The organism is Vibrio sp. V38_P2S17PM301, assembly GCF_009904845.1.
Taxonomy (GTDB): domain Bacteria; phylum Pseudomonadota; class Gammaproteobacteria; order Enterobacterales; family Vibrionaceae; genus Vibrio; species Vibrio proteolyticus.
This window is the reverse complement of the sequence record NZ_WXWO01000031.1, coordinates 39,316-52,353: the sequence shown is the minus strand read 5'-3', so window position 1 is coordinate 52,353 and position 13,038 is coordinate 39,316. Positions and strand designations below refer to the sequence as shown.

The window sequence follows — 13,038 nt, the reverse complement described above, 5'->3', positions numbered from 1 at the left end:
ATGAACGAGAAACCCAATACCAGCGCGCAGCGCGTGCAAGCCTTTCTGGCTGATCGGGGTTATGAGTTAGTGATCAGGCAATTTCCCAGTTCAACCCGTACTGCTCTGGAAGCGGCGCAAGCCATTGGTTGCGATGTGGGTCAGATTGCGAAATCATTGATCTTTCGCTCGGAAACAACGGGAGAACCAGTGCTGGTGGTCGCGTCTGGCCGCAATCGGGTCGACATGAATAAACTGACCGAACTCACTGGCCTAACGCTTGGTAAAGCCAATGCCGGGTTTGTAAAACAAGCCGTTGGATTTACCATTGGTGGCGTTCCGCCGGTCGCGCACCTTCGTCCGGTAACGACCTTTCTTGACCAGGATCTTAAACAGTATTCACAAATTTGGGCAGCCGCGGGCACGCCCAATTCGGTGTTTGCGTTAGACACCTGCCATCTGGAGGAGATGACGCAAGGACGCTGGTTGGAAATTACGGAATAAAAAGCCCGGCAGATCACCGGGCTCTGGTTGCCAGTGTTTGTCGGGGAGAAGTTATGCCACCATTTCATCGCAGAAAAGATGGGCGAAACCAATCCCGTTCATGGCACAACTTTCGTCAACATCAGATACGTCACCACTGACCCCGACCGCGCCAAGAATGTTTTTTTCAGCGTCGCGGATCAGCAGCCCGCCGGGAACCGGAACCATGTTTCCGTGTGCGAGTACATTGACGGCGGAGATAAACGCGGGTCGATTGTCTGCATCCTGAGCGAGCTTTCTCGATGAACAACCGAGTGCCAGTGCGCCCCAGGCTTTAGCTATCGCAATGTCTGGGCGCATCATGCTTGAGCCGTCCTGACGCTGTAGCGAAATCAATTTACCTCCGCTGTCGAGTACTGCGACGGTCAGAGGCGCACTTTGGGTTTTCAGGCCAGCCTGAAACGTGCCATCGATGATGGCTAGCGCTTGTTGTAGAGTCAAACTTCCCATGTTATCTCCTGATTTTCTCTTCTACACGGCTCCTAAGAGCTCGTAACTTGGAAGGGTCAGGAAGGTGGCGAACTCGCTGGCTGTAGACAGCTTGAAGAAAAGGTCAGCAGTTTGTTCAAAGCGGCCAGCAGCATAACGAGCTTCACCCACTTCCTGTTTGATGGTGTCGAGTTCCTGATACAGCCATGTATGGAACAGTTGTTTGGTAAATTGCTGGCCGTCATCCAGCGTGATGCCGTGATGAATCCATTGCCAGATGTTTGCCCGTGAAATCTCCGCGGTTGCGGCATCCTCCATCAGGCCATAAATAGGTACACAGCCGTGGCCCTGAATCCAGGCCTCGATGTAATACAACGCGATGCGGATATTTTTCCGTACACCGGCTTCATCACGGCTACCGTCGCAAGGTTGCAGCAGGGTGGCTGCGCTGATCTCGTGGGTCGGGCTGACAAAATCGAGTTGATTGAGTTTACCCGATAGATTTTTCTCGAACACAGACATGGCCAGGTCCACCAGTGCAGGGTGCGCAACCCATGTGCCGTCGTGCCCGTTGAGTGATTCGCGCTCTTTATCCTCTATGACTTTTGCGGTTACGCGTGCCATTTCAGCCGGGTCCTTAGCAGGAATAAACGCAGACATTCCCCCCATGGCCAGTGCGCCGCGCTGATGACAAGTGCGCACCAGCAACTGGCTGTAGGCATTGAGAAAGGCTTTATCCATTCCAACGACATGACGATCCGGCAGGATACGATCTGGGTGATTTTTCAATGTTTTGATGTAGCTGAAGATGTAGTCCCAGCGCCCGCAGTTCATAGCGACGATGTGATCACGCATGGCATACAACATTTCGTCCATTTGGAACACTGCAGGTAAGGTTTCGATCAATACCGTGGCACGAATAGTCCCTCTGGCAACGCCGAAGCGATCTTCGGTAAAACGAAATACATCGTCCCACCATTGTGCTTCTTCCATACTTTCCAGCTTAGGAATGTAGTAATAGATACCCAGCTCTTTTTCGGCGCGAACTTGGTGGTTATGGAAGAAGTACAGTGCGAAATCCATCAGACAACCGGGGATCGGTTTGCCGTTAAACTGGATAGATTGCTCAGGCAGGTGCAGGCCGCGTGGTCGAGCAATCAATAGAGCAGGGTTGTCCGTCAGCTGATAGTGTTTATTTTTGTTCTCATCATAGTAGCTGATGGTACCCTGATTGGCGTCTCTGAGGTTAATCTGGCCTTCCACCATATTTGCCCATGTTGGAGAAGAGGCATCCTCAAAGCAGCACATAAAAACCTTGGCACCGGAATTCAGCGCGTTGATCACCATTTTTCGATCTACGGGGCCGGTGATTTCGACCCGACGATCTAAAAGTTCCGGTGGAGGCGTCGCCACTTTCCAGCTTTTATCCTCACGGATGGCTCGTGTGTCTTCTCTGAAGTCCGGCAGTTCACCGCTGTCAAACCGCTGCTGCAGTTCAGAGCGAGCCTGTAACAAAGCATCACGTCTCGGCGCGAATTCGTTCACCAGCGTGTGCAAAAATGCCAGTGCGTCCTGAGACAGAATCGTGCGATAGTCAGAGTTATCCATGTTTCCCGTTACGTGCAGACAGCCTGTTTGTTCTTGTTCCGCCACATCGTTCAAACCCATTGTTTGTCTCCTTTAAACAATACTGATTGATATTGTGTACAAAAATAATCTTGTACGAATACTTATATTTTATTCGATGTAAACAATCAAAGATTATTTAACATTTATTTTTCATTTGTGATTTTGGGAAAATATTTTTACGTAAAGATAATTCATGTAAAGTAATGATTTCTAAGGATTGCGGGGTAAGCAGATGCTTAGAATGATTGCTCGATGTTGAAAAAATGTTGCGATCAGGGGTTGCGAATTTCTGAAGATGATTCATAGTACACAAAGTTCTTTTGAATTGTATACAATCGAAAAGGAGGTTCGAATGGCTAAAATGAAGGCAATCGAAGCAGCAGTAGAAGTGCTGAAAAAAGAAGGCGTGGACATTGCCTTCGGGGTTCCGGGTGCGGCGATCAATCCCATGTACGCGGCGATGAAAAAGCTGGGTGGCATTGATCATGTGTTAGCGCGTCACGTGGAAGGCGCTTCGCATATGGCGGAAGGCTACACCCGTACTAAGCAGGGCAATATCGGTGTCTGCATCGGAACATCAGGCCCGGCAGGGACGGATATGATCACCGGGTTGTACTCTGCAGCTGCAGACTCGATTCCAATCCTTTGTATTACGGGTCAGGCTCCGACGTCCCGACTGCATAAAGAAGATTTTCAGGCTGTTGACATTGAGTCGATTGCTAAGCCAGTCGCAAAATGGGCGACCACAGTGCTTGAGCCCGCTCAGGTACCACGAGCCTTTCAACAGGCGTTTCATCTGATGCGTTCTGGCCGACCAGGCCCGGTATTGATTGATCTGCCTTTAGACGTGCAACTGGCAGAAATTGAATTCGATATCGAGACGTATGAACCGTTGGACGCTTATCAGCCGAAAGCGACAAGGTCGCAGGCGGAGAAAGCATTGGAGATGATGTGTTCATCCAAGCAACCGGTGATCGTTTCCGGTGGCGGTGTCATCAATGCCGGAGCGTCAGATTTGTTGCAGCAATTTGCTGAGATTACGGGTGTACCCGTTATTCCAACGCTGATGGGGTGGGGATCGATTCCGGATGACCATGAACTGATGGCGGGTATGGTGGGATTACAAACTGCCCATCGTTACGGGAATGCGACACTACTGGCGTCTGATTTCGTTTTCGGTATCGGCAACCGCTGGGCGAACCGCCATACCGGTTCATTGGATGTGTATACCAAGGGCCGCACGTTTGTGCACGTAGACATTGAGCCTACCCAAATTGGGCGTGTCTTCTGTCCGGACTTAGGCATTGTGTCGGATGCTAAAGCGGCCCTTGAACTACTTGTCGATATCGCCCGTGAATGGCGCGACGCCGGTAAATTGCCAGCTCGTGGTGACTGGGTCAGTGATTGTCAGCAGCGTAAAGCAAGCATGCTGCGCAAGACGCATTACACCGAAGCGCCTATCAAGCCTATGCGTGTGTATGAAGAGATGAACAAAGCGTTTGGTCGTGACACCTGCTATGTCAGCACGATTGGTTTGTCTCAGATTGCTGCGGCTCAGTTCCTGCACGTGTATGAGCCGCGCAACTGGATCAACTGTGGCCAGGCGGGCCCGCTGGGCTGGACAACACCGGCGGCTCTGGGCGTACGTGCTGCAGATCCGAGTCGAGATATCGTGGCCATTTCAGGGGACTATGACTTCCAGTTCATGATCGAAGAGCTGGCGGTCGGTGCGCAGTTCAACTTGCCGTATATCCATGTGCTGGTGAATAACTCCTATCTGGGTTTGATTCGTCAGGCCCAGCGCCAGTTTGACATTGACTACTGTGTACAGCTTGCGTTTGAAAACCAGAATGCGCCAGAGCTGAATGGTTACGGTGTCGACCATGTGGCGGTTGTTGAAGGCTTGGGCTGTAAGGCTATCCGCGTGACGGATCCCGAGCAGATGCAGGACGCATTTGCACAAGCGAAGACACTGATGGACAAACACCAGGTGCCGGTTGTGGTCGAAGTAATCCTAGAGCGTGTGACCAATATTTCAATGGGTGTGGAAATCAATGCGATTAACGAATTCGAGTCGCTTGCCGAGGGCATCAATGATGCACCAACGGCACTGGCACATCAGCAATAATTTCCATCGACAAACCAAACAATCTGCTGGCTCTCTGTTCGGGAGCCAGCCTGAAAAGGACATCACAATGCCAAAATTTGCTGCAAATTTATCCATGCTGTTTACCGAAGTCGATTTTCTCGATCGTTTCAAGGCGGCCGCACAAGCTGGCTTTCAGGGCGTGGAATACCTGTTCCCGTACGCCTTTGATGCAGGAGAGATTAAGCGAAAGCTTGATGATAACCAATTGACTCAGGTGTTGTTTAATTTACCAGCCGGAGACTGGGACGCCGGTGAGCGAGGAATTGCCGTTGACCCAACTCGGATAGAGGAGTTTCAGGCCGGGGTCGCGATGGCCATTGAATACGCAAAAGTGCTGGGCAATACCCAAATCAACTGTCTGGCGGGGATCACGCCAAAGGGCGTTACCCCGCAAGATGCGCATGCAACTTTTGTGGTTAATCTGCGTTATGCCGCACAAGAGCTGAAAAAAGCAGGTATCAATTTGGTGATTGAAGCCATCAATACCCGTGACATCCCGGGCTTTTTCCTCAATACCACTGAGCAGGCCAAAGCGGTCATCAACGACGTTGGCAGCGACAACTTGTTCATCCAGTACGACATCTACCACATGCAGATCATGGAAGGTGACATCACGCCAACCGTTAGCGCTAACATCAACCAAATTGCGCATGTGCAACTGGCAGATAACCCTGGCCGACATGAGCCGGGCACTGGTGAGATCAACTATCCGTTTGTGCTGAGTCAGCTCGATCAACTGGGTTACCAGGGCTGGGTGGGCTGTGAATACAAACCGCAGTCCACCACCACTGATGGACTGAACTGGATGAATCAGTATCGCTAACCAATACAGTTAAGGAGAACAGAATATGAAGATTGCATTTATCGGTACCGGCATCATGGGTAAGCCTATGGCGCAGAATCTGCAAAAAGCCGGACACGACATCATCCTTTCAGACCACTTTAATCAGCCACCGAGTGAGCTGGTTGAGGCTGGCGCGTTGGTGTGTCATTCCCCTGCTCAAGCAACTGAGTTGGCGGACGTAGTGATTTTGATGGTGCCAAACACGCCGCAGGTCGAAGAGGTTCTGTTTGGTGACAACGGCATTGAAGCAGGTCTGAACTCAGGTGGTGCAGCAGGTAAGCTCGTGATTGATATGAGCTCTATCTCACCTATCGCGACCAAGGCGTTTGCGGCTCGCATCAACGAAAGTAGTGCAGCCTATTTGGATGCACCGGTTTCCGGTGGTGAGGTCGGCGCAATTAATGCGGCGCTGAGTATCATGGTCGGTGGTAGTCAGAGTGCGTTTGATAAAGCCCGTCCGCTATTTGAGGTGATGGGTAAGAACATCACTCTGGTGGGAGAAAATGGCGCAGGTCAGACTTGCAAAGTGGCGAACCAGATTATCGTGGCATTGAATATCGAAGCTGTATCTGAAGCACTGGTGTTTGCTTCTAAAGCAGGCGCGGATCCGGCGCGCGTGCGTCAGGCTTTACTGGGTGGTTTTGCCAGCTCAAAGATCCTGGAAGTTCATGGCGAACGCATGGTGAACGGCACCTTTGACCCTGGCTTTAAGATAGCACTGCACCAGAAAGATTTGAACCTGGCACTGACCGGTGCGCAAGAACTTGACGTTGCACTTCCCAATACAGCTACCGCGCAGGAGCTGTTTGAAGATTGTGCGGCGATGGGTGGAGAAAACTGGGACCATTCGGCGCTGATCAAAGCGATCGAAAAGCGTTCTGGTCACTCAATCCGCGACTAATCCCTGGTGGGATAACGGCAGGTGCTTCCTCTCGCCTGCCGACTTCAATTCCTTACTAAATCGCGTAGTTTCGTCTCCTTTTATACGCGTTCCCGTCGTAAGGCAAAGGGACAGAGCGGACTCCTTTCGCCGCTTTGAACTGCAGGCGCCCGGCGCCTTACTTCGGGATTTTTCTTTTCTGTCATCTAAGGAGTGGCTGATGGACATCGAACCAAAACAATTTTTACACCAACTGTTCCAGAGTGCGGTTAATCAGGCTTTGCCCAAGGGGCACATCGCTCAGCATTTGCCGGATGAGTTGTTCACCTCACCGGCCAAAGGTCGCATCGTTGTCGTAGGGGCCGGGAAAGCTGGCGCGTCGATGGCGGCGGAGCTGGAAGCGGTATTTCAGGCGCGTGGTCAATCCCATTGGGAGCGATTGGAAGGCTTGGTGGTTACCCGTTACGGACATACTCAGGCTTGCGAACGAATTGAGGTCATCGAAGCAGCTCATCCAGTGCCGGATGCCATGGGTCTGGATGTGGGACAACGAGTGGTGGCTCTACTCGATGAACTGACAGAAAACGATACCCTGATATGCCTTATTTCAGGCGGGGGATCCGCATTGCTGAGCTTGCCTGCGGGCAACATCTCGCTGGCCGAGAAGCAGGCGATCAATAAAGCGTTGCTGAAATCTGGTGCCGCCATCGACGAAATGAACTGCGTGCGCAAACACTTATCGGCGCTCAAAGGGGGGCGTTTGGCAAAGCTGGCTTATCCGGCTCAGGTGGTCACACTGGCGATATCGGATGTGCCCGGGGATGAGCTCAGTGTGATTGCTTCAGGGCCGACGGTGCCAGACGCGACCACTCGCTTTGATGCGCTGGCTATCCTCGAACGGTATCAGATAGACATTCCTGCCAGTGCCTTTGAATGGCTCAATTCACCATTATCTGAAACGGTCAAACCCGAGGAGGCGTGTTGGGCACAGTGTGTCACTCATTTGATTGCGACGCCGCAAATGGCGTTGCAGGCGGCGGCGGCCGAAGCGGAAGGGCTCGGAATTACAGCCCACATTCTCAGTGACTGTATCGAAGGTGAAGCTCGTGAGGTCGCCAAAATGCACGCAGCGCTGGCCAAGCAAGTCGCGCGGAAAAGCCAGCCATTCAGCGCACCGTGTGTACTCATCTCCGGTGGTGAAACAACGGTGACAGTCAGAGGAAATGGGCGAGGAGGACGGAACTGTGAGTTCCTGCTCAGTCTGTATCAAGAATTAAATGGAACGCCGGGTATTTATGCTCTGGCGGCCGATACCGATGGCATTGACGGTGTGGAAGATAACGCCGGAGCCTGGATAACGCCAGACAGTGTTTTAAATGCTTCTAGCCTGAAGCTCAATGCAGAGCACTATTTGGCTGACAACAACAGCTATGACTTTTTCGAGCAGATCGGACAGTTACTGTTCACCGGTCCGACATTGACCAACGTAAATGATTTCAGGGCAATTCTGATTCTCTGACCAGACTCCTGTTACGAGAAGCTTTGCGGCACACTGAAGGGCATGAGCGGTGTGCCGCTTTTTTATTTCTCGGGTATAGGAGAGCAAAAAATGACAGCAAAAGTCGTGCTACTCGCTATTTTTTATAACGAATTCTTGGTGTTACCCGAGCCATTGTTTAACATCAGACGTTATTAGGATGACTCGGGGGTGAAGCATGTCGCGCATCAGACGCAAAAATCAGGATTTGATCATCGAAGTGGCCAGCGAGCAGTTTGCAAAGCAAGGGTATGCAGCCACTACAATGGCCGATATTGCCAAAGCTGCTGAGCTGCCCAAACCCAATGTATTTTATTATTTCAGCTCAAAAGACAAACTCTATTACGCGGTATTGCAAACGGTGACTCAGCCTCTGCTGGAAGCCTCTAAGCCCATCGAAGAACTTGATGACCCGGTTGAAGCATTGAGCCGTTATATTGAAACGAAACTCAGAATTTCTCGCGATCACCCCCATGCCTCGAAGGTGTTTGCGAATGAAGTGATGTCGGGCGCTAAAGCATTACCAGAGGACATTGGCCAAGAGCTGTTTGAACAATCCCAGATGATTCTGAACAAGTTTCGAACCTGGCAGGAGCAGGGGTTGATGGACGCGGTGCCACCGCATCATCTTATGTTTGCTATTTGGGCCGCTACGCAAACGTACGCCGATTTTGGTTGGCAGATTTGCAATGTCATGCAGAAACCACAGCTTGATAATGATGACTATCAACAAGCAGCTCAGTTTATCACTCAACTGGTGATTCAAGGTTGTCATGTTCGTTCCCGCTGAGCAGTGACTCAGCGTTTCCTAGAGAAGTTGTTCGATGAATATGAAAGAGTTTTCCCTTCAGACGGGACTGTCTGCCCACACTTTGCGTTATTACGAGAAGATCGGTTTACTAAAAAATGTTCAGCGAAATGCCAGTGGTCATCGGGTTTATACTGCCAGAGAGCGCGAATGGGTTGGATTCATTGTACGTTTGAAATCCACCGGTATGCCGTTAGAGCAAATTCAGCGTTATGCTGAGCTACGAGAGCGGGGGGAGAAAACAATGCAAGCCCGACAACAGTTGCTCGAACAGCATCGGCGCGAATTACAGCAACATATTGATGAGCAACTCGAACATCTCGACGCACTTGAGGTAAAGATACAATTTTACCGTGATAAACTTAGTTCTTGACTTAGAGTAAGCTCTAACTTGTAAGGTGATGTTCCAACAAGTAAAAAAGGAACGCATCATGCATTCATCAAGATTTGAAATTGGGTTAGAAAAACTCTCGGAGATTGACGGCGAAGCCGGGCATAATGTTATCACCAGTCTGGAAGACATCTGCCCGGATCTGGCAAAGTTGACGATTGAGTTTCCATTCGGTGACATTTACTCCCGCCCCGGGTTGGATTTGAAATCTCGCGAAATTGCTACGGTCGCGGCACTGACTGCCATGGGCAATTGTCAGCCACAATTGAAGGTGCACTTACAAGCAGCATTGAATGTCGGTTGTAGTGAAGAGGAACTCAAAGAGGTTATTCTGCAGATGGCCGTTTATGCTGGTTTTCCGGCGGCTCTTAATGGCATGTTTGCGCTGAAAGATATCCTTTCTGCGCGAAAATCTGCGTGATCAAAAAAGGCTTGCACCAGGTGCAAGCCTTTTTGTTGTGTGCCGCTTAATGGAAAACCTGACTACTGAAATGGATGAACTTGCTGTGCTCCATTAGCCGTCTGAACGCCGTTTTATCGAGCATGATCAGTGTTTCGTGATCACCTGCTTCCAGGTAGACATGATCCAAATCTGTCAGTGATGTATCACACACCATCGCCATATGATAGGCCCTGCCGACTGGCGGAATGGCGCCATTTTCACAGTCATTAAACATCCGGTAAATCTCTTGTTCTTTGACCAAGTGAAATGTGGCATTCATCTCGTCGTTCAATATCGCCAGATTGATTTTGGCGTTAGCGGGTAGGATGGCCATCATATGCTTGCCATCATGATCTTCCAGTACTACTCCTTTCGCCAGATGGTTAAGAGGAACTCCAGCGGCAATTCCGCTGTGAAGAGAGCTGTGGCTGTGTTCATGGCTGAGTGTCTGAAAGCGGATATGGTGCTCATTCAGGTAGTGACTCAGCCGGGTTGCCATGGTCATAGAAACCTCCTGTCTGAGGTGGCTTTTGTCCTCTTAATTATAGGAAATATGTCCCCATTAGGCTGTGAATTCATTAAGTCGCTGTAACGCTGCAAGATGAATAGAGTGAACGTGACCCGCCTCTAAATTCAATTACTTAACGTTGAACCTGTATTCGTAATCCTTAATATGCGTTTTTCTTATATAAAACCAAGAGCATATAAAGTGAAACAATTATTTCTGTTAACGGCCGCCTGTTGTGCGGTCTCGTCAGGGGTTCAAGCCAAAGTTGTCACCTACCCAGCAGTGTCATACTGCGCAGAGAGTATCGCGGAACGAAACGTTCAGTTTGCCAAACTGAAGAGCGAGAAGGGAAGCTTTGAAGCGACGATGAGCATTGCTATGAGTGAGAAAGTCGGGCCAGATGCCGCCTCATCTTCGTTCATTTTTGAGCCTGCCTACGGACGTACAGAACGCTATTTTACCTGTACGATCCCTTTGTCTGATGAGATCGGGCAATTTCAGGTCAACATGCACGCTTCCCTGGATAACATCAATTCTGGTCGTCCTGGAGGATGTACATTCTCGCGAGTTCGACGAATCAGTGATGGTGGCGGGTGGAAAATTTTACGTTTCGCTGAACCCGGTGGATTCTGGTGGGGAGATCTCACCCGAAACGATGGTTTTGTGACGTACTCTCAAAGTGTGGACAACCAGTTTCAACGCTCAACGGCACTGGAAGCGAAGTGTCGTACCACCTGGGATCAGGGCGCTGTTAAACTGCATCACATTGAACTTGAATATTAAATCGCCAAAATGTTTCGTGAGCTTGTGTCAGATACAGGCTCTTTTTTTGTCTGATTTCTCTTCCATCGAATTACAAATTCTGATTAATCATTTTAAAAACATATAGTTAAATTTAAATCGCATTGCATACAATTCTGTACATTTACTTACTGTTCTCACAAATAAAAACGGTGTTCAATTAGCGCAATTTCTACTTGTAAGAGTAACGTCAAATGACAGCAAACAAACAACGAATCGTGAGTTTGGATTTTCTTCGCGGACTGGTGATTTTTATGGCGGTGTTTGAACACTACACCGGCTATCTGAACTACTGGTATAAGGACTTTTTTATCCGCGAATATGAAAGCTGGGATACGGTATATACCTCCCACCTACCGATGATCGGAAAGCTGCTTCCGATGGATAGCATTACCGCCAATATGTGTCTGTGGCTTGTACCCTGGGTCAGCCAAATCTATCTGGCGCTTGCCGCCTTCAACCTGGCGATGAAGACTCAGGAACAGGTTCGGGCGAAACTGGCACAAAAACTACTCCTTTTTGCATCGATCATCGGTGTACTGTATGTCGAAGGATTTGTGATTGCGCCAAACTTTGGTGAAGCGATTTCATTCTACCCTGTGATGCTGTGGATGGTGCTGCTTGCGCTGTTCTCACTGGTGTACGGGCTGTTCGGTATTCGCGGCATGATGGTGGTGACGGTATTGAGCTTCTTTGTGGCTCAATTGGGTATTCCGGACGCATTAAGCTCATTTGAAGCAATGGTTCGTCATTACGTTCACCCTGACTATGAATTGGACGCCAGACTGGACTTGTTCATGGCGAGTGGTTGTCTTGGCTTTATGTATGGCTGGGTTTGGCACCACAAACCACACATGCGTGACATGCTGAATCAGGGGGTAATGCTGCTGTCGGTACTGGCTCTGGCGCTTTTCTTTACGTTTGACAGTATTGGAACTATTTCTCTGGCGGACGTTTATGCCGAAGAGCACTCCCTGGCTGAGAATACTTTTGGGCGTATGGGTATCTGGGGAACCGAGTTCCTGGTGATCTCCACTCTGTTGTGGCTGCACTCAAAAGGCATTGATGTCAGTTGGAAGCCACTGAACTGGATTGGTATGTTCTCGCTGACGGTGTTTATCTTCCATAAGTCGATCTTCATTTTCTTATGGGGGCCGTTGATGACTTTGATCACTGCGAAGCTTGGGATGACACTAGTGAACAACTTCTTTGTGATCTTCACGTTGAGCTCTCTGTCGATTCTGATGATTTACGGCTTTAAACGTTCCGGCATTATCTGTCATTTGATGGGGTTACATCAGGACAACAGTTGGAAAGCGGTATACGCCGCTAAAAAGCCCGCCGCTACGACGGCACCGGAACATGAAGCGGCATAACCTTAGTGCAGCAATCTGGTTGGCTGTGAGTCTGGGGAGTTTTCAGACTCACAGTGCGTCTGAACCGCTGGAGGTGGGGATCACCTACCAGTGGCAAGGCGGCGAAACAGAATGGCTGCCTTATTTCGATATTGAGAAGGTGACCGACTACGGTTTGTTGTATGCCCAGGCAACGGAATTTGGTGTGGCTTTTCCGCTCTGGTCTCCGCTTTTTACCAGTGTCGCTGTTAGCCCGATGTTTGCCGAGCAACATGTTATCAGCGGAGGTCGCCATCAGCGCAACGAGACATTATCTGCTGGGGCGGTATGGCGACTTGGTGTCACCCTCAATGATAACGGATACTTGAGTACCGGAATATTGTATGACGTGAGTGAAACGCAGGATCCGGAATGGTTTATCGATAACAGTGTCCCGATGCTGCCTGACATGTCACTGAATACCTGGTTGCGTTATAAGTCTGAGAGGGTGTACGACAAAGACCAGCACATACGTAAGAGACAGTCTGGTATCCGGGAAATGGGAATCTCAATCGAACAACAGTTTACTGTGACCGAGCGTTGGAATGCGTACGTTGAATTTGGTGCTGTGTATGAAGGATTTGAATACCACACCACTGAAGGCATGCTAAAACTGACGTTAACGCATCAGTTTTGAAATAAAACCTCAGGCTAGCCTGAGGTTTTTGTTTATCGTTACTTGGATAATCAGTCTCGTGTTTGCT

General features: G+C 49.8%; 14 protein-coding genes. 11 read left to right on the top strand and 3 right to left on the bottom strand.

What is annotated here, in order from left to right; translation table 11 throughout:
• Positions 1-483 (top strand): YbaK/EbsC family protein, encoded by a 483-nt coding sequence (locus CAG64_RS07450; RefSeq protein WP_161488971.1) that lies wholly within the window; start codon positions 1-3, stop codon positions 481-483.
• 51 nt (positions 484-534) lie between these two features.
• Here CAG64_RS07450 and CAG64_RS07445 read toward each other — a convergent pair whose 3' ends face one another.
• Both CAG64_RS07445 and aceB read right to left on the bottom strand, forming a co-directional pair.
• Positions 535-972: a GlcG/HbpS family heme-binding protein gene (locus tag CAG64_RS07445; RefSeq protein WP_021705101.1), complete on the bottom strand. Its 438-nt coding sequence runs from the start codon at positions 970-972 to the stop codon at positions 535-537.
• Positions 973-993: 21 nt separating this feature from the next.
• A complete protein-coding gene (gene aceB, locus CAG64_RS07440; protein WP_161488970.1) occupies positions 994-2,619 on the bottom strand; it encodes a malate synthase A in 1,626 nt (541 codons plus the stop codon).
• A 313-nt stretch (positions 2,620-2,932) separates the two neighbouring features.
• Between aceB and gcl the strand changes: the two genes are divergently transcribed.
• The 7 genes from gcl to CAG64_RS07405 all read left to right on the top strand — a co-directional run bounded on the left by gcl (position 2,933) and on the right by CAG64_RS07405 (position 9,610).
• Complete coding sequence (gene gcl, locus CAG64_RS07435; protein WP_021705103.1) at positions 2,933-4,708, top strand: glyoxylate carboligase; 1,776 nt, start codon at positions 2,933-2,935, stop codon at positions 4,706-4,708.
• A 67-nt stretch (positions 4,709-4,775) separates the two neighbouring features.
• On the top strand, positions 4,776-5,552 hold the full coding sequence (gene hyi, locus CAG64_RS07430; protein ID WP_021705104.1) for a hydroxypyruvate isomerase: 777 nt from the start codon (positions 4,776-4,778) through the stop codon (positions 5,550-5,552).
• Between the two features lie 25 nt (positions 5,553-5,577).
• On the top strand, positions 5,578-6,474 hold the full coding sequence (locus tag CAG64_RS07425) for a 2-hydroxy-3-oxopropionate reductase (RefSeq protein WP_021705105.1): 897 nt from the start codon (positions 5,578-5,580) through the stop codon (positions 6,472-6,474).
• Positions 6,475-6,673: 199 nt separating this feature from the next.
• Positions 6,674-7,972: a glycerate kinase type-2 family protein gene (locus tag CAG64_RS07420; protein WP_161488969.1), complete on the top strand. Its 1,299-nt coding sequence runs from the start codon at positions 6,674-6,676 to the stop codon at positions 7,970-7,972.
• Positions 7,973-8,168: 196 nt separating this feature from the next.
• A complete protein-coding gene (locus tag CAG64_RS07415; RefSeq protein ID WP_021705107.1) occupies positions 8,169-8,780 on the top strand; it encodes a TetR/AcrR family transcriptional regulator in 612 nt (203 codons plus the stop codon).
• Positions 8,781-8,814: 34 nt separating this feature from the next.
• Positions 8,815-9,171 (top strand): MerR family transcriptional regulator, encoded by a 357-nt coding sequence (locus CAG64_RS07410; protein WP_021705108.1) that lies wholly within the window; start codon positions 8,815-8,817, stop codon positions 9,169-9,171.
• A 58-nt stretch (positions 9,172-9,229) separates the two neighbouring features.
• Positions 9,230-9,610, top strand: coding sequence for a carboxymuconolactone decarboxylase family protein (locus tag CAG64_RS07405; protein ID WP_021705109.1), 381 nt, complete (start codon positions 9,230-9,232; stop codon positions 9,608-9,610).
• 46 nt (positions 9,611-9,656) lie between these two features.
• On the opposite strand, the gene CAG64_RS07400 is transcribed toward CAG64_RS07405, so the two are convergent.
• The gene (locus CAG64_RS07400; protein ID WP_021705110.1) at positions 9,657-10,136 is read right to left on the bottom strand and encodes an aminoacyl-tRNA deacylase; all 480 of its coding nucleotides are present in this window, start codon (positions 10,134-10,136) and stop codon (positions 9,657-9,659) included.
• 204 nt (positions 10,137-10,340) lie between these two features.
• Here CAG64_RS07400 and CAG64_RS07395 point away from each other — a divergent pair, with 204 nt between their 5' ends.
• The 3 genes from CAG64_RS07395 to CAG64_RS07385 all read left to right on the top strand — a co-directional run bounded on the left by CAG64_RS07395 (position 10,341) and on the right by CAG64_RS07385 (position 12,971).
• Positions 10,341-10,922 carry a hypothetical protein gene (locus CAG64_RS07395; RefSeq protein WP_161488968.1) on the top strand — a complete coding sequence of 194 codons (582 nt, stop codon included), beginning with the start codon at positions 10,341-10,343 and terminating at the stop codon, positions 10,920-10,922.
• A 212-nt stretch (positions 10,923-11,134) separates the two neighbouring features.
• Positions 11,135-12,316, top strand: coding sequence for a hypothetical protein (locus tag CAG64_RS07390; RefSeq protein WP_161457711.1), 1,182 nt, complete (start codon positions 11,135-11,137; stop codon positions 12,314-12,316).
• Positions 12,303-12,971, top strand: coding sequence for a hypothetical protein (locus CAG64_RS07385; protein ID WP_161457712.1), 669 nt, complete (start codon positions 12,303-12,305; stop codon positions 12,969-12,971). Before CAG64_RS07390 ends, CAG64_RS07385 begins: the two co-directional genes overlap by 14 nt.
• Positions 12,972-13,038 lie beyond the last annotated feature (67 nt).